This window comes from Collinsella sp. 1033st1_E11_1033SCRN_220408, assembly GCF_039062465.1.
Lineage (GTDB): Bacteria > Actinomycetota > Coriobacteriia > Coriobacteriales > Atopobiaceae > Parolsenella.
The window spans coordinates 55097-69934 of the sequence record NZ_JBCLNF010000002.1 but is presented as its reverse complement, the minus strand read 5'-3'; the positions used below and the strand labels follow the sequence as shown (position 1 = coordinate 69934).

Genomic DNA, 14838 nt, shown 5'->3' with positions numbered 1-14838 from the left:
GGGAGTGTTGGAGAGAGGGCCTGCGGAGGCGGACCCGACGGGGGCGAGGCCGACAAGGGCCCTGCCGAGACGGGCGAGGGCGCTGCTGCGCCTCGCGGCGCTGCTTGTGGCCACGAGCGTTGTGACGTTCGCGCTCGTGGGGGCCTCGCCCGTTGACCCGGTGAGGGCCAACGTGGGGCAGGCGTCCTACGCCCACATGAGCGTCGGGCAGCGCGAGGAGCTCGAGCAGTACTGGGGTTCCTCGACGCCCATATGGCAGCGCTATGCCCACTGGGCGGCAGGCGCCCTTCGCGGTGACCTCGGGGAGAGCCTACGCTTCGCTCGGCCCGTGACGGAGGTCGTGGGGGAACGTTTCGCGAGCTCGGCCGCGCTCATGCTCGCCGCCTGGCTGCTCGCCGGTGTCGGCGGGCTTGTGCTCGGGATTGCGATGGGGACACGAGAGGGCGGCGCTCTTGACCGCGTGGCCCTTGGCATGTGCTACCTGCTCTCCTCCACGCCGGCCTTCTGGCTGGGCCTTCTGGCCCTCATGGTCTTCTGCGTGTGGCTCGGGTGGTTTCCGCTGGGCTTCTCGGTGCCTGTGGGTGTGGCGGCCTCGCAGGTGAGCTGGGCGGACAGGCTCCACCACCTCGTGCTTCCGGCCCTGGTGCTTGCCGTGTCCAACATGCCCGGCATCGCTCTGCACACGCGCGAGAAGACGATTGACGTCATGGCGAGTGACTACGTGCGCTTTGCGCGCAGCCGAGGCGAGTCTGGCCTCGCGCTGCTTGCCCGTCATGGGTTGAGTAATCTCGTCGTGCCCGCGCTCACGATCGAGATGTCGAGCGTGAGCGAGGTGTTTGGCGGCTCGGTGCTCGTGGAGCAGGTGTTCTCCTACCCTGGCCTTGGCCAGGCGGCCGTCACGGCAGGCCTTGGCGGGGACGCGCCGCTGCTCGTGGCCATCGCGCTCGTCTCGGCGCTCGTCGTGTTCGCGGGCAACGCCCTTGCGGACGTGCTCTACGGCGTCATCGACCCGCGCGTGCGTGGGTGGGAGGCGAGGTCTCGTGGGTAGTGTCGTTAGCACGTCCCGGGCGCGCGTGGCGTGCCCCGGGCCACGCGGCGAGGGCGGGCACCATGGCGAGGACGGCTCCCGCACCGTGTTCCACACGCCCGAACGGGGTCGCCTGGGCAACCGGCGCCTCATGCTCGTCGGCCTCGTGGGGGCCTGCGCACTGCTCGCGCTCGTCGTGGTCGCGGGCAGGTGCCTTGCGGGCGTCGCCGTGGCGAGCGACTTTACGGCCAAGAACCTCGCGCCGTGCGCCGCACATCCCTTTGGTACGGACTGGATGGGTCGAGACATGCTTGCCCGTACGCTTGCGGGCCTTTCCACCTCGGTGTTCGTGGGCCTGCTTGCGGCGGCGTGCTCGGGCGTCATCGCGTTTGCGCTCGCCTGCGTGGCGGCCCTCGGCGGTAGGGTGGCAGACGCCGTCGTGTCGTGGCTTGTCGACCTCGTTATGGGCATCCCGCACATCGTGCTCCTCATCCTCGTGAGTTATGCGCTTGGCCGCGGCGCCGTGGGCGTCACGGTTGGCGTGGCTCTCACGCACTGGCCGAGCCTCGCGCGCGTCCTGCGAGCAGAGATCGTGCAGCTGCGCGAGCAGCCCTGGCTCGCCTCGGCGCGCGCCGCGGGCGCCACGCCTTGGCAAGTCGTGCGCGGCCACGTGCTTCCGGCGGTGCTTCCGCAGCTGCTCGTGGGCGTCGTTCTGATGTTCCCGCACGCGATCTTGCATGAGGCGTCTATCACGTTCCTCGGGTTTGGCCTCTCGCCGGACGAGCCCGCCGTGGGCGTGATCCTGTCGGAGTCCATGCAGTACCTCTCCGCGGGGTACTGGTGGCTCGCGGCGCTGCCCGGCGCGGCGCTGCTCGTCGTTGTCCTCGCATTCGCATGCTTGGGCTCGCTGGCGCGCGCCCTCGCGTCGGCGCGTTCGTCGCAGAAATAGGGGAGGCTCATGGACGCTTTGCAGACGGGTGGCCACGCCGTGGCTCACGTGACCGGCGAGCTGCACCACCATCACAGCCATGCGGGCTCCTCGCATCATGCCGGCGGGCACCACCTGCTCGCCGTGGAGCACCTGAGCGTGGCGTTCGATGACTACGACCCGACTGCCCCGTACTTCTCCGGCGCTCGCTGTCGCGGCGAGGTGCTGCACGACCTCACGCTTTCCGTGCACGAGGGCGAGCTCCTGGCCGTCGTGGGGGCGAGCGGCTCGGGAAAGACGGTGCTCGCAGACGCCCTCATGGGCCAGTACGAGACGAACGCCGAGGTGACGGGCTCCATCTGGTTTGACGGCACCGCGCAGGACGCAGCATCGCTTGCGCGGCTGCGGGGGCGCGGGATCTCGCTCGTGCCGCAGGGCGTGGATAATCTCGACCCGCTCATGCGCGTGGGCGATCAGGTCCGCGGCGTGCCTCGCGGCTCCTCGCGTGCCGAGCGAAGGGCGGACGCCGCGCGCAGGCTGGCCCGCCAGCGCGAGCTATTTGCCTCGTATGGGCTGGGCGAGCAGGTCGAGCGCCTCTATCCCCACCAGCTCTCCGGCGGCATGGCGCGGCGCGTGCTGCTTATGTGCGCGCTCATGGAGGAGCCGCGCCTCATCATCGCCGACGAACCTACGCCGGGCCTCGACCTTGACCTTGCGGTGCATGCCCTCGACGACCTGCGCGCCTTTGCGGACGCGGGCGGCGGCGTGTTGCTCATCACGCACGACATCGAGCTTGCGCTGCGCGTTGCGGACCGCGTGGCAGTATTCCGGGACGGCACGGTCGTGGAGGAGACGGGCGTGGGGAGCTTCTCGGCTCCGGAGCTGCTGAGGCATCCCTTCTCGCGTGCCCTGTGGCATGCGCTGCCGGGCCACGACTTTGCGACGTTTGGTGCGGCTGGCGACGATCTGGAGGTGACCCGATGAGCCTCGAGGCACGAGACATCTCCTTTCGTTACCCGTGTGGGCGCGAGCTGTACCGGGGTCTGAGCCTTTCGGTGGAGCCGGGGGAGCGCGTGGCGCTCACGGCCCCGTCTGGCCGCGGAAAGACGACGCTATGCCAGCTGCTTGCTGGCTATCTGGAGCCTGCGTCTGGGTGTGTGCTCGCGGACGGCGAGCCCGTGCGTCCCATTGCGCGCCTGCGGGGCGAGGCAAGCCCCGTGCAGCTGCTGCCCCAGCATCCCGAGCTGGCGTTTGACCCGCGGGTGAGACTTGGGCGGAGCCTGGGGGAGGTGGCCGGAGCGGGCGAGGCGTGCGTGCGTGCGGACGAGCTTCTCGGTTCGTTCGGCGTGCGCGAGGAGTGGCTTGCGCGGCGCCCGCACGAGCTGAGCGGTGGCGAGCTCATGCGCCTCGCCATGGTGCGCGCGCTGTCCGTGCGGCCTCGCTACCTCATCGCCGACGAGTCCACGGCCATGCTCGACGCCGTGACGCAGGCCGAGCTGTGGCGTGTGCTGATGGGCCTTCAGGAGCGCGACGGCTGGGGCCTCGTGCTCGTCTCGCACTCCCCGGCACTCGTTGGCCGTGTGGCCACGAGGCGTGTGGAGCTGCGGTAACAAAGGAGGCCCTGCCCTATCGCGCCACCACGCTGCGCGGTGACAAAGGCGATCCTGCCCCCGCTGCGCGATGACAAACGACCCCGGCGCCATCGTCACGGTGCCGGGGTCGTTGCATTGGGCTTTGTTGTGAGATGTTAGGCTGCGAGTGCGGGGTCGTTCTCGGCGGGCTCTCGACGGGCCGTGGCCTGCTCCCAGTCACGCGTGCCCTTGAAGACATCGCTCTTGTAGGGGTTCACACCGAGCTTCTTGGCGTGATAGACGATGTAGATGATGGCCGCCACGTTTGCCACGAGCGCAAGTACGGAGACCACGAGCGCGGAGGTGGGGTTGAGCGTGGAGTGCGTCACGAAGACGGACTGCTCCTGGAAGTAGGGGAACACCTGCGCGAACATGCACCAGATGGCAAGCGTGTAGGCGCGGTTCTGGATCCAGCCGCCCTTGTTCCAGAAGAAGTTTGCCACGGTGGGGGCCAGCAGCAACGCAAAGCCGCAGAACCAGGAGTGCGTGGGCAGGCAGTTGTACGTGTAGCAGAAGTTCCAGATGTCATAGGCGATGATATAGACCCACGTCATGTCGGGCCAGAGCATATCCGCCTCGTCCTTGGACGCGTAGACGCTCCACCAGCCGGTCATGCAGAAGATGTTGATGATGCCAGCGATGCCGTTGAACACGTTGTTCCATCCAGCGAGCTGCGTGGCGCCCTCGGACGTGACCCAGGTGGTCTCGCCGAGCGCGAAGAAGTGGTAGGCACTCTCGAAGTCGGAGCATACCGCGATTAGGATGTTGATGGCCACGATGACGAACGGCCAGGCGCGGAACCAGTGGGCGCGGCCGAGCCTGCCCCACTTGTACTTGATGACCATGAATCCCAGGCAGCCGGCGAGCGCCGCGTAGACCTTTGCGTAGTGGAACCAGCTGTTCTGGTAGACGTGCGTGGGGTTGTTGAGCGCCCATTCGGCTCCCTGTGTCACGCCGATGCCGATGGCCACGCAGTAGACGGTCATGGCGATGGGGAGGGCGCCGAACATGATGAGTCCGCCAACCTTGGAACGACGCGCGAATTCATTGGCGAGGATGAGGCCAACGAACACGAGGACCCAGCCAAGCCACTGGAATGGTGCGTTGGTGCCGTAGACATCGAAGAGCATCGTTTCCTCCTTCTTTTGTCGTGCCGTGGACGGGCACTGTGCATCGCTCGCGGCGCATGAAAAACGGGTCACGGCAACTTCCCATGCCGTGATCCGTCCATCTTATGTGAAATGTGCAGTTGCTGGGCTCATGGCCCGGTGAGGGGCCCGTATGGCGCGCCGGGCGAGTCCTTAGCGGTCGAGTTCCTTGACGACCTTGCCGGAGGTGATGAAGCCGGCGATGGCGAGGACGAGCGAGGCGATAGTCGAGATGCCAGCGCTGCCGATGATGTTCTCGGGGTGAGAGGCAACGGCGACGGCAACGTTGAGCACGCCAAACGCGAGCACGATCACGGTGTAGACGCGGAACGGGCCAATCTTGCGCGGAGAGTTGGCGCCGCGGATGCCGAGGACGACGTAGATGACGAAGGCGACGGCGTCGATAAAGCAGAGGATGCCAAGCTGACGGAGGACCTCGGGGTTGTCGCTGGAGATGACCGGGACGCCGGCAAGGCAGAGCGCGCCGACGACGATGAAGGCCACGGCGATCGCCATGGCGATGAAGCTGAGGATTTTAACGGTCTTCTGGGCAGAGGACATGCGGGCCCCTTTCATTGCGATACGGAAGCCTTAACTATATCAACAGCGTGTTTCCAGTGTGAAGATAAAGAAACAGACATATTGCCCTTTGGTTTACGAATGTTTATGCTACCTGGTCTGAAAACCCTCAGCAGTATTGAGGGCGCCATAGACAGGAGACACGAAATGTCCAACATCGGTAAAAAGGTCAAGGTCAACTACCGTGGCACGCTCGACGACGGCACGCAGTTCGACAGCAGCTACGATCGAGGCACGCCGCTCGAGTTCACGTGCGGCGCCAAGCAGATGATTCCAGGGTTTGACTTTGCCGTTGCGGATATGCAGGTTGGCGAGAAGAAGAACATCCACCTTGCTCCTAGCGAGGCGTATGGCGAGCACGACGATCAGCTCGTCTTTACGTTCCGTCGCGAGGAGGCCCTTGGCATGGAGCGCATGTCCGTGGGCGATCAGGTTGGTCTTCGCGGGCCGAACAACCAGGTCATTCCCGCGCGCGTGGTCGAGGTGACCCCGGCGCAGATCAAGGTCGACGCCAACCACGAGTTTGCGGGCAAGCCGCTCAACTTCGAGATCGAGCTTCTCGAGGTCGAGGAGTAGGGTTGCTGTAGCGTGGCCGTGGCTATGCTGCGACTTCGGGACGGCGGCTTTGGGGCTGGGTCTCCGGGGCCTGAGGTTCCAAGAGGTTTGGTAAGAAAAGCGACGCCCCTTCGCCCGGCGAAAGCCGAAGGCGAAGGGGCGCCGTCTCATTTATGGCGGTGATGTGTCGCGAACGTGGTGGCGGTGTGGCGTGAACGTGACGGAGACGTGAAGCTCGTGCGGCGACGCTATAACGCCTGGTGGAGGGGTAAGTACAAAGTACCTTCCTTCCTTTGGCCCCCGTCGCGCCCCCTCGCGGCGGGGGCATTGTTATGCGACGCCAAAAGTTGACAAAGGGACAGTCCCTTTGTCAACTTTTTCGTTAGCTGTCGACGCGCATGGCGCGCATGGCGTTGAGGATCGCGATGATCGCGACGCCCACGTCGCCAAAGACGGCGAGCCACATGTTGGCGATGCCAAACGCCGCCAGCGCCAGAATCAGGAGCTTCACGGCAAGCGCGAAGACGATGTTCTGCCAGACGATCCCCATCGTCTTGCGGGCAATGCGGATGGCTCGCGAGATGTTCGAGGGCTTGTCGTCCATGAGGACGACGTCGGCTGCCTCGATGGCGGCGTCGGAGCCCATCGCGCCCATGGCAATGCCCACGTCCGCGCGGGTGAGGACCGGGGCGTCGTTGATGCCGTCGCCAACAAAGGCGAGCTTGTGCTTGGCATTCTCGCTCGAGAGCAGTGCCTCGACGTGTTCGACCTTGTCCGCGGGCAGGAGCTGTGCGTGGAACTCATCGATGCCGAGCTGCTCCGCCACGGCGGCGGCGACCTCCTCGCGGTCACCCGTGAGCATGACGCAGCGGCGGACGCCACAGGCGTGGAGGTCGCGGATGGTCTGCGCGGCGTCGTCCTTCACGACGTCCGCGATCACGATGTGGCCCACGTAGCGGCCATCGACCGAGACGTGCAGGATGGTGCCGGTGAGCGAACAATCGTGCCAGGTCTCGTCGTGCGCGCGCATGAGCTTGTCGTTGCCCACGAGGACTACGTGCTCTGCGGCCTGGGCCTCCTCGACCACGCGAGCCACGACGCCGTGGCCGCTCTCCTCCTGGACGTCGCGAATGCGATTGCGGTCAATCTCGCCCGTATATGCAGCCTTGACGGAGAGCGCGATGGGATGGTCCGAGAATGCCTCCGCATAGGCGGCGTGGCTGAGGACGTAATCCGGGTCGATGCCGGACTCTGGGTGAATGGCGACGACGTTGAAGGTGCCGTTGGTGAGGGTGCCCGTCTTGTCGAAGACGACCGTGTCGACCTCCGCCAGGGACTCGAGGTAGTTCGATCCCTTTACGAGAACGCCGATGCGCGACGCCCCGCCGATGCCGCCGAAGAAGCTGAGCGGCACGCTGATGACGAGGGCACACGGACAGGAGACGACGAGGAAGGTGAGGCCACGGAGGATCCAGTCGCTCCAGGCGCCGGTGATGAGGCCGCCGCCAAGGGCGAGGACGGCCGCGGCACCGGTGACCGCCGGGGTGTATACGCGGGCGAAGCGAGTGATGAAGTTCTCGGTCTTGGCCTTCTTTTCGCTGGCGTTCTCAACGAGTTCGAGGATGCGCGAGACGGTCGACTCCCCAAAGGGCTTGGTGGTCCTGACTTTGATGAGGCCGGTCATGTTGATGCAGCCCGAGATGACGTCAGCGCCCGTTTCGGCATGGCGCGGGACGGATTCGCCCGTGAGCGCTGCGGTGTCGAGCTGGGTCGCGCCCTCGATGATGGTGCCGTCGATGGGGACGCGCTCGCCCGGCTTGACCACAATGACAGACCCCACGGCGACCTCGTCCGGGTCGACCTGTTCGAGCTCGCCGTTCTCACCCTCGATGTTTGCGTAGTCAGGGGCGATATCCATCATGGCGGCGATGGACTTGCGGCTCTTGCCGACGGCGTATGCCTGGAACAGCTCGCCCACCTGGTAGAAGAGCATGACCGCCGCGCCCTCGGCCATGTGCGGGTCAGTGTCGGGGAAGAGGACCATCGCGAAGGCGCCGATCGTGGCGACGGCCATAAGGAACGACTCGTCAAAGGCCTTGCCGCGACGGATGTTGCTGTAGGCCTTCCTGAGGACATCGTGGCCAGCGATGACGAAGGGCACGAGATAGAGTACGAAGCTTGCATAGACGCATCCCGGGTCGCCAAAGGCGGCCTTGAGCGCGCCGAGCTCATCTATCGCGAAGATAACGGCAAAGATGACAAGCGCGATGAGGATGCGACGGAGCTTCTGCTCCTGTGTCTCCTTCTTGCGACGCTTCTTTTTCTTTTGGTCTGCCATTGTGCTCCCTCTCCCAAATCGATGAACGTATGCGCAGCCGTTCATATATTAGCATTTAAAAGACCCCCGCCGCGAAAAGTAGGGTCAGCGGCAGGGGATGGCTTGCTAACGGATGATTTCGCAGTCGGGCTCGGCATCGGCGGTGAAGTCGACGACGCGCTCGAGGACCTCGTCGAACTCCGCGTCATCGGCCTCGAGGGTGAGCTTCTGGGTCATGAAATTGACGGAGACGGACTTGACGCCCTCGAGCTTGGAGAGCTCGTCCTGCAGCTCGCGGGCGCAGTTGGCACAATCAATCTCGTCGAGCTTGAACGCCTTCTTCATGATGGGACCTTTCTCTCAAGGGCCGTGCCCTCACTTGTATATTAACGATAACCGGAACATCTGAACAACCATTCATATACCCGGTTAAAGCAAATTATATGAGCGCATATTCATATGTCAACGAGAATTGGGTAAGTGGGCGATTTGCATGGGTGGCGGGTAAGCTTACTCGCAGATGTGGTTGAGGCCGACGTTGAGCATCGTGTAGACGTGGTCGTCCGCGAGGGAATAGACGATGTTGCGTCCGTCGCGCACGAACTTCACGAGGTGCGCCTGCTTGAGCGTGCGCAACTGGTGAGAGACGGCGCTCTGCGTGGTGTCCGTCTCGTCTGCGATATCCGCCACGCACAGGTCGCGCCCCATGAGGGTGAACAGGATCTTGATGCGCGTCGTGTCAGAGAAGACCTTGAAAAGGTCCGCAAGGTCATAGAGAAGCTCCTCGTCTGGCTCGCACTCAGGCGCCTTGCCAACGGGAATGATGCTGCTCTTGGGCTCGTCGTTGCTCGCGAGGGCCGTTTCCTTGTTCGTCTCCGTCATGGGTGTTCCTCCTTGGGGCTAGTCCGAGAGCGTGATCTGGCGATAGCCAATGCCGCACCGATCGAGGATGCTCTTGGAGACGAGGTTGTCCGTCGTACCCTCGTACTTGTCGCCAAGGTAGACGACTTCGCCAATGCCTGCTTGTACGAGGGTCTTGGCGCACTCGTGGCAGGGGAAGAGGGTCACGTAGACGCTTGCGCCGTCGAGGTCCTTGAGCGAGCCGCGATAGTTGAGAATCGCGTTCGCCTCGGCGTGGATCACGTAGTTATGCTTGTCGAGCAGGGGGTCAGCGTCCGTCTCCCAAGGGAAGTCGTCATCGTTGAGGCCGGTGGGGGTGCCGTTGTAGCCCACGGACAGGATACGGTGGTTGGTGTCTGCGATACAGGCGCCCACCTGGGTGTTTGGGTCTTTGCTGCGAAGGCTCGCCGCAACGGCGACACGCATGAAGAACTCGTCCCAACTGATGACATCGGTGCGCTTACCCGGCATGCTGGCTCCTTGGTCTCGTTTCCTTCGTGAATCTTACCCCACGGGCGGCTTGCGCATCCGGGCGCGAATCTCGGGCTCGTTGGGGATGGCGCGAGCGACGATCGCGTGGAATCGAGCGTTGTGGGTCGGTTCGAGGAGGTGTGCGAGCTCATGCGCGACAACGTAGGAGAGGCATTCGGGCGGGTAGGCGGCGAGGCGCGCGTTGATGCGGATGGCACCGGTCTTAGGGGTGCACGATCCCCAACGTGTCGCCATGGAACGAATCTTCCAGGAGCTTGCGTGGGCTCCCACCTGCGACTCCATCCACATCACGGTCTCTGGCAGGCGGCGGGCGAGCTCTTCTCGGTAAATCTCGTCGACCTCGTCCAGCGTGAGCTTCCCGCCGTCCGGAACCTCAACGGACTCACCCCAGAGCGGATAGGTGGAGGCACCCTGACCCGCCAGGAGATCTTGCACCGCGGCACGCTTGAGACGCGAGTCGACGTTCTTGCGAATCCACGCCGCGCGCCTGTCGAGGAACTCCTGGGCGCGACCTGCCGGCATGCCCATCGGCATGCTCAGCACGACCGAACCGTCGCGGTGGATGCGCAGGTTGAGATTGCGCACGTGTTTGCGCGTCACGGAAACGGGGATGGCGTCGCCAGCGCGTACGCCATCCCCGTCGTTTACGTAGAGAATGAAGCTGCTCACGGATTTGTGCTGAGCCTAGGCGAACTCGATCTCGCCGGTAGCGGCGTCCATCGACTGGACGATGGCGAGACTCTCCACCTGGTAGCCACGCTCGCGCAGGCTCTTGCCGCCGGGCTGGAAACCCTTCTCGATGGCGATGCCGATGCCCTCGACCACGACGCCCGCCTCCTCGCAGATCTCGAGGAGGCCGTTGAGGGCGCAGCCCATGGCCAGGAAGTCGTCGAGGATGATGACGTGCTCGCCGCGCTCGAGGAAGCGCTTGGCGACGATGACCTCGTAGGTGCGGCCCTTGGTGTAGCTCCTGATCTGGGTGCGGTACTGTTCGCCGTCGAGGTTCTTGGACTCGGTCTTGCGGGCGAAGACCACGGGCACGTCGTTGAAGTGGGTGGCGGCGACGCAGGCGATGCCGATGCCCGAGCTCTCGATCGTCAGGATCTTGTCGATGTGCTTGCCGGCGAACAGGCGGGCCCACTCGGCACCCATCTGGTCATAGAGTGCGACGTCGCACTTGTGGTTGAGGAAGCTGTCCACCTTCAGGACGTTGCCCTCGCGAACGATGCCGTCCTGGCGAATGCGATCCTCGAGTTCCTTCATGCGGCGCTGCCTCCTGAACTAGTGGGATGGGCGCGGCGTTTGGGTGGGACCGCGCGAACTTTTCTGACCATTATGCCGCGTATTCGCCTATTTGTCGTGCGATATCGAGCAACGCATCCGAGATACGTAAATTCGAGAAACGAAACGGCAACCTATGGCGCGTATCGTGACTCCCTACAAACTGGCGGCGCGAAAGAGGTTCGCATGGTGCAAGTCAGACCCTTTACCTCGGAATACGAGGAATTCGTTCGCGATGAGTCACGCAGCGTGGGAGAGGCGGAGAGCATTTCCTTTCCCGTGAGTGAGGACGAGATTCGTGCCGTCTTGCGCGAAGCGTTCGTCGCGGGAGGCCCCGTGACCGTCCAGGGCGCGAGGACTGGCCTTGCCGCTGGTGCCGTCCCGCACGGCGGCCATGTCATGAGCCTCGCGCGTATGGATGGCTATCTTGGGCTTCGGCGAGATGGGGATGGCAGGTTCTACCTGCGCGTCCAGCCGGGCGTCGTCCTCGCCAACTTGCGCAAGGCCCTTGCGAACAAAGCCATTCCCACGGCGGGCTGGGACAAGGAGAGCCTGGCGGCGCTTGAGGAGCTCTATGCCGGTCCCGAGCAGTTCTTTCCCACGGACCCAACGGAGACGAGCGCCTGTATCGGCGGCATGGTGGCCTGCAACGCCTCTGGAGCCCGCAGCTACGGCTACGGACCCGTGCGCCCTCACGTGAGCGCCCTGCGCGTCGTGCTCGCGGACGGCGATGTCGTTGCGCTGCGTCGCGGCGAGGTGCGCGCGAGTGGACGTGCGCTCACGCTCGTGACGGAGGGCGGCCGCGAGATCACGCTCGACCTCCCCACGTATGAGATGCCCAAGACCAAGAACGCCTCCGGCTACTTCGTGGAGGATGACATGGATGCCGTCGACCTGTTCATAGGGTCTGACGGCACGCTTGGCGTGGTGAGCGAGGTTGAGCTCGCCCTTACGCCGGCACCGGCGGTCGTGTGGGGCGTGAGCTGCTTCTTCGAGAGCGAGACGGCAGCGCTCGACTTCACCTGCGCGGTGCGCCCGCGCCTCTCGCGCGCGAAGGCTATCGAGTACTTTGACGATGGCGCCCTCTCGATCCTGCGTTCCCAGCGCGAGAACAGCGCCGCCTTCGCGAGCCTTCCTTCTGTGGAGGAGCGCTTTGCGTGCTGCGTATACGTCGAGCTCGATTGCAGCGACGAGGCGGAGGCCGCCTCTGAGCTCTACACGATTGGCGATGCCATGGCCGAGGTGGGGGCGAGCGAGGTTGACACCTGGGTCGCGCGCACGGACGTGGACCGCGAGTGCCAGCGCTTCTTCCGTCATGCCGTTCCGGAGAGCGTGAACATGCTCATTGACGAGCGCCGCAGAATTGACCCCTCCATCACGAAGCTGGGGAGCGACATGTCCGTGCCGGACGAGCGCCTGCATGGCGTCGTGTCGCTCTACCGCCGCACGCTTGCCGAGGCGGGTCTTGAGAGCGCCGCGTGGGGGCACATAGGCGACAACCACCTGCACGTGAACGTGCTGCCTCGCGATTCGCGCGACTTTGCCGTCGGCAAAAGGCTCTTCGCTGGCTGGGCGGCGGAGGTCACGCGCATGGGCGGGGCGGTCTCTGCCGAGCACGGCGTGGGCAAGATCAAGCGCGGCTTCCTCGAGACGATGTATGGTCCCGCGCACATCCGCGAGATGGCGCGGCTCAAGTGCCAGCTCGACCCCAAGGGCCAGCTTGGACGAGGCAACCTCTTTGGTGAGGAACTGCTGGACGAGATGGTCGCCGCAGGGGCAGTGCGAGCCAACGCGCGCGAGCGTGGTGGCGCTGGGGCAGATGCCTTGTCTGCCGATGCCGAGAAGGGCGGTGAGCGCGCATGAGGATGGTCGTCTGCATGAAGGCCGTGCCCTCCACCACCGAGGTGCGCATGGACCCCAAGACCAACACGATCGTGCGAGACGGGCGGCAGTCCGTCGTGAACCCGTTTGACACGGCGGCGCTCGAGGTCGCGCTCGAGCTCAAGGAGCACCTCGGCGGCACGGTCCGCGCGCTTTCGATGGGCATTCCCGATGCGGCGCGCCTCCTGCGCGACGCCATCGCCCGTGGCGCGGACTCGGCGACGCTCCTCTCGGACCGCGCGTTCGCGGGAGCGGATACGCTTGCCACTTCCTATGCCCTCTCGCTTGCGTTGGGGGAGGGCGGCGAGCGCCCTGACCTCGTTCTTTGTGGCAAGATGGCGGTGGATGGCGACACGGCGCAGATTGGCCCCGAGCTTGCGGGCATCATGGGTGTCCCCTGTGTCGCAGGCGTCTCGGAGGTTGTTGACGCCGGCGAGGGTTCGCTTGTCGTGCGTCGCGACACGGATGAGGGCGCCGAGGTCGTCGAGGTGCCGCTCCCCGCGGTCATTACGGTGACGAAGGACATCGCGACTCTGCGCATGCCCAGCATTGCCGGCGTGCGAGCGGGCGAGGCGGCGGAGGTCGAGGTCCTTGATGCCGTGGCGGCGGGAGCCGATCGCGCCTGTTGTGGCCTTGACGGGTCGCCCACGCAGGTGGTCCGGTCCTTCGTGCCGGAGCGCTCGAACGAGGCCGTCGAACTCGAGGGATCCATCTGCGAGCAGGTCGCGGGCTTGCTGCGTGTCATCGAGGAGGTCGCGCGATGAGCGGTCTGGTCGTTAATGCCGAGAAGTGCGTGGGGTGCCGTCGCTGCGAGCGCGTGTGCGCGAACGCGGGCATCGAAGTCGCCGATCGCAAGGCGCGCGTCCTTGACGGTTGCGTGAGCTGCGGCATGTGCGTTGACGCGTGCCCTGTTGGTGCCCTTTCGATCGAGAAGGACGCTGCGGACGTCGACCTCTCTGAATATGAGAACATCTGGGTATTCGCGCAGGTGGATTCTGCGGGTGCGGTGCTGCCCGTGGCATGTGAGCTGCTGGGCAAGGCGCGCGAGCTTGCTGACGAGCGTGGCTGCGAGCTCGTTGCCGTGCTCGGGGAGCCTCTCGGCGCGGGTGTCGCTGACGATGACGAGGCTGCTGCCGACAGCGCCGCCGAGGTGGACGCGAACGTCCTCACCCTCCTCGCCGCCGGCGCGGACGAAGTCATCCGCACGCGCGACGAGCGCCTCGCCGAGAATGACGCCGAGGTCTACGCCGCGTGGCTCTGCGACCTTGCCCTCGAGCGCAAGCCCGAGGTCATCCTCTATGGTGCGACTAACTTTGGCCGCGAGCTCGCGCCGCGCGTCGCGGTTCTCCTCCAGACCGGTCTTACCGCAGATTGCACGATCATCGAGATGGATACCGAGAAGGGCCTCCTCCAGCAGACGCGTCCGGCGTTTGGCGGCAACCTGATGGCGACCATCGTCTGCCCGAGTCACCGCCCGCAGATGGCGACCGTGCGTCCGGGGATCTTCCCGGCTCCTGAGCCCCGCGAGGTGCGGAGCGTGGTCGTCGAGGACGTTCCCTTGGCGGAGGGCGTCGAGCGCCGCGTTCGCGTGCTTTCTCGCGAGGCGGCGGGTACCGATGGCTCGGTCACCGATGCTGATGTCCTCGTCGTGGTGGGGCGTGGCATCGGCGACAAGAGGGCACTTGCGCCCGTGCGCCGGCTTGTCGAGCTTCTGGGCGAGCGGCTTGGCTGCAAGGTCGAGATTGGCTGCACGCGCCCGGTCGTAGAGGCCGGCTGGCTCGACTACTCGCACCAGGTTGGCCAGACGGGCGTCTCCGTGGCGCCGAAGCTCTTGCTGAGCCTGGGCGTGAGCGGTGCCATCCAGCACCTCGCGGGCATTGGCGGCGCGCAGGCTATCGTTGCCGTGAACGATGACCCCGACGCCCCGATCTTCGGCGCCGCGCAGTACAAGGTGGTCGCCGATTGCCACGCCGTCATCGACGAGCTTATCGCCCAGCTCGAGGCTCTCGAGTAGCTTGTGATGCTTCTAAGCCCTGCGAATTCCGTAACGAATTACGGCCCCGGAACCCTATTGGATTCCGGGGCCGATCTGTTGCAGC

The 14838-nt window shown here is 65.1% G+C and carries 16 protein-coding genes; 8 read left to right on the top strand and 8 right to left on the bottom strand.

What is annotated here, in order from left to right:
- Positions 1-7: 7 nt before the first annotated feature.
- Genes ABCN07_RS02215 through ABCN07_RS02200 form a run of 4 tightly spaced genes read left to right on the top strand, consistent with a single transcriptional unit; the run spans position 8 to position 3565 of the window.
- Positions 8-1048: an ABC transporter permease gene (locus ABCN07_RS02215; protein ID WP_343005217.1), complete on the top strand. Its 1041-nt coding sequence runs from the start codon at positions 8-10 to the stop codon at positions 1046-1048.
- Positions 1041-1976 carry an ABC transporter permease gene (locus tag ABCN07_RS02210; RefSeq protein WP_343005216.1) on the top strand — a complete coding sequence of 312 codons (936 nt, stop codon included), beginning with the start codon at positions 1041-1043 and terminating at the stop codon, positions 1974-1976. Before ABCN07_RS02215 ends, ABCN07_RS02210 begins: the two co-directional genes overlap by 8 nt.
- Before the next feature lie 9 nt (positions 1977-1985).
- On the top strand, positions 1986-2939 hold the full coding sequence (locus ABCN07_RS02205; RefSeq protein ID WP_343005215.1) for an ATP-binding cassette domain-containing protein: 954 nt from the start codon (positions 1986-1988) through the stop codon (positions 2937-2939).
- Positions 2936-3565, top strand: a complete 630-nt coding sequence (locus ABCN07_RS02200; RefSeq protein WP_343005214.1) for an ATP-binding cassette domain-containing protein — start codon at positions 2936-2938, stop codon at positions 3563-3565. The genes ABCN07_RS02205 and ABCN07_RS02200 overlap by 4 nt, the downstream gene beginning before the upstream one ends.
- A gap of 137 nt (positions 3566-3702) precedes the next feature.
- On the opposite strand, the gene ABCN07_RS02195 is transcribed toward ABCN07_RS02200, so the two are convergent.
- Positions 3703-4716, bottom strand: coding sequence for a DUF5692 family protein (locus ABCN07_RS02195; protein ID WP_343005213.1), 1014 nt, complete (start codon positions 4714-4716; stop codon positions 3703-3705).
- Positions 4717-4887: 171 nt separating this feature from the next.
- Positions 4888-5295 carry a hypothetical protein gene (locus tag ABCN07_RS02190; protein ID WP_343005212.1) on the bottom strand — a complete coding sequence of 136 codons (408 nt, stop codon included), beginning with the start codon at positions 5293-5295 and terminating at the stop codon, positions 4888-4890.
- A gap of 165 nt (positions 5296-5460) precedes the next feature.
- Here ABCN07_RS02190 and ABCN07_RS02185 point away from each other — a divergent pair, with 165 nt between their 5' ends.
- The gene (locus tag ABCN07_RS02185; protein ID WP_343005211.1) at positions 5461-5889 is read left to right on the top strand and encodes an FKBP-type peptidyl-prolyl cis-trans isomerase; all 429 of its coding nucleotides are present in this window, start codon (positions 5461-5463) and stop codon (positions 5887-5889) included.
- 361 nt (positions 5890-6250) lie between these two features.
- On the opposite strand, the gene ABCN07_RS02180 is transcribed toward ABCN07_RS02185, so the two are convergent.
- The 6 genes from ABCN07_RS02180 to ABCN07_RS02155 all read right to left on the bottom strand — a co-directional run bounded on the left by ABCN07_RS02180 (position 6251) and on the right by ABCN07_RS02155 (position 10840).
- Positions 6251-8206 (bottom strand): heavy metal translocating P-type ATPase, encoded by a 1956-nt coding sequence (locus ABCN07_RS02180; protein WP_343005210.1) that lies wholly within the window; start codon positions 8204-8206, stop codon positions 6251-6253.
- A 105-nt stretch (positions 8207-8311) separates the two neighbouring features.
- On the bottom strand, positions 8312-8530 hold the full coding sequence (locus tag ABCN07_RS02175; RefSeq protein WP_293835986.1) for a heavy metal-associated domain-containing protein: 219 nt from the start codon (positions 8528-8530) through the stop codon (positions 8312-8314).
- Positions 8531-8695: 165 nt separating this feature from the next.
- Positions 8696-9067: a metalloregulator ArsR/SmtB family transcription factor gene (locus ABCN07_RS02170; protein WP_343005209.1), complete on the bottom strand. Its 372-nt coding sequence runs from the start codon at positions 9065-9067 to the stop codon at positions 8696-8698.
- 18 nt (positions 9068-9085) lie between these two features.
- On the bottom strand, positions 9086-9556 hold the full coding sequence (locus ABCN07_RS02165; RefSeq protein WP_293814468.1) for a dCMP deaminase family protein: 471 nt from the start codon (positions 9554-9556) through the stop codon (positions 9086-9088).
- A gap of 33 nt (positions 9557-9589) precedes the next feature.
- The gene (locus ABCN07_RS02160; protein WP_343005208.1) at positions 9590-10246 is read right to left on the bottom strand and encodes a SprT family zinc-dependent metalloprotease; all 657 of its coding nucleotides are present in this window, start codon (positions 10244-10246) and stop codon (positions 9590-9592) included.
- Between the two features lie 15 nt (positions 10247-10261).
- Positions 10262-10840, bottom strand: coding sequence for a xanthine phosphoribosyltransferase (locus tag ABCN07_RS02155; RefSeq protein ID WP_293814470.1), 579 nt, complete (start codon positions 10838-10840; stop codon positions 10262-10264).
- A 204-nt stretch (positions 10841-11044) separates the two neighbouring features.
- On the opposite strand from ABCN07_RS02155, the gene ABCN07_RS02150 reads away from it, so the two are divergent.
- From ABCN07_RS02150 to ABCN07_RS02140, 3 genes are read left to right on the top strand one after another with little or no spacing between them, the layout of a single operon-like run.
- The gene (locus ABCN07_RS02150) at positions 11045-12721 is read left to right on the top strand and encodes an FAD-binding oxidoreductase (protein ID WP_343005207.1); all 1677 of its coding nucleotides are present in this window, start codon (positions 11045-11047) and stop codon (positions 12719-12721) included.
- Positions 12718-13503 carry an electron transfer flavoprotein subunit beta/FixA family protein gene (locus ABCN07_RS02145; RefSeq protein WP_343005206.1) on the top strand — a complete coding sequence of 262 codons (786 nt, stop codon included), beginning with the start codon at positions 12718-12720 and terminating at the stop codon, positions 13501-13503. The genes ABCN07_RS02150 and ABCN07_RS02145 overlap by 4 nt, the downstream gene beginning before the upstream one ends.
- Positions 13500-14753 (top strand): electron transfer flavoprotein subunit alpha, encoded by a 1254-nt coding sequence (locus tag ABCN07_RS02140; RefSeq protein WP_343005205.1) that lies wholly within the window; start codon positions 13500-13502, stop codon positions 14751-14753. The genes ABCN07_RS02145 and ABCN07_RS02140 overlap by 4 nt, the downstream gene beginning before the upstream one ends.
- The last annotated feature ends 85 nt before the right edge of the window (positions 14754-14838 follow it).

What these genes read in the sequence shown, in the direction of transcription:
- ABCN07_RS02205 (WP_343005215.1), top strand. Translation starts at nt 1,986, where the DNA reads ATGGACGCTTTGCAGACGGGTGGCCACGCCGTGGCTCACGTGACCGGC.
- ABCN07_RS02200 (WP_343005214.1), top strand. Translation starts at nt 2,936, where the DNA reads ATGAGCCTCGAGGCACGAGACATCTCCTTTCGTTACCCGTGTGGGCGC.
- ABCN07_RS02195 (WP_343005213.1), bottom strand. Translation starts at nt 4,716, where the DNA reads ATGCTCTTCGATGTCTACGGCACCAACGCACCATTCCAGTGGCTTGGC.
- ABCN07_RS02190 (WP_343005212.1), bottom strand. Translation starts at nt 5,295, where the DNA reads ATGTCCTCTGCCCAGAAGACCGTTAAAATCCTCAGCTTCATCGCCATG.
- ABCN07_RS02185 (WP_343005211.1), top strand. Translation starts at nt 5,461, where the DNA reads ATGTCCAACATCGGTAAAAAGGTCAAGGTCAACTACCGTGGCACGCTC.
- ABCN07_RS02180 (WP_343005210.1), bottom strand. Translation starts at nt 8,206, where the DNA reads ATGGCAGACCAAAAGAAAAAGAAGCGTCGCAAGAAGGAGACACAGGAG.
- ABCN07_RS02175 (WP_293835986.1), bottom strand. Translation starts at nt 8,530, where the DNA reads ATGAAGAAGGCGTTCAAGCTCGACGAGATTGATTGTGCCAACTGCGCC.
- ABCN07_RS02170 (WP_343005209.1), bottom strand. Translation starts at nt 9,067, where the DNA reads ATGACGGAGACGAACAAGGAAACGGCCCTCGCGAGCAACGACGAGCCC.
- ABCN07_RS02165 (WP_293814468.1), bottom strand. Translation starts at nt 9,556, where the DNA reads ATGCCGGGTAAGCGCACCGATGTCATCAGTTGGGACGAGTTCTTCATG.
- ABCN07_RS02155 (WP_293814470.1), bottom strand. Translation starts at nt 10,840, where the DNA reads ATGAAGGAACTCGAGGATCGCATTCGCCAGGACGGCATCGTTCGCGAG.
- ABCN07_RS02150 (WP_343005207.1), top strand. Translation starts at nt 11,045, where the DNA reads ATGGTGCAAGTCAGACCCTTTACCTCGGAATACGAGGAATTCGTTCGC.
- ABCN07_RS02145 (WP_343005206.1), top strand. Translation starts at nt 12,718, where the DNA reads ATGAGGATGGTCGTCTGCATGAAGGCCGTGCCCTCCACCACCGAGGTG.
- ABCN07_RS02140 (WP_343005205.1), top strand. Translation starts at nt 13,500, where the DNA reads ATGAGCGGTCTGGTCGTTAATGCCGAGAAGTGCGTGGGGTGCCGTCGC.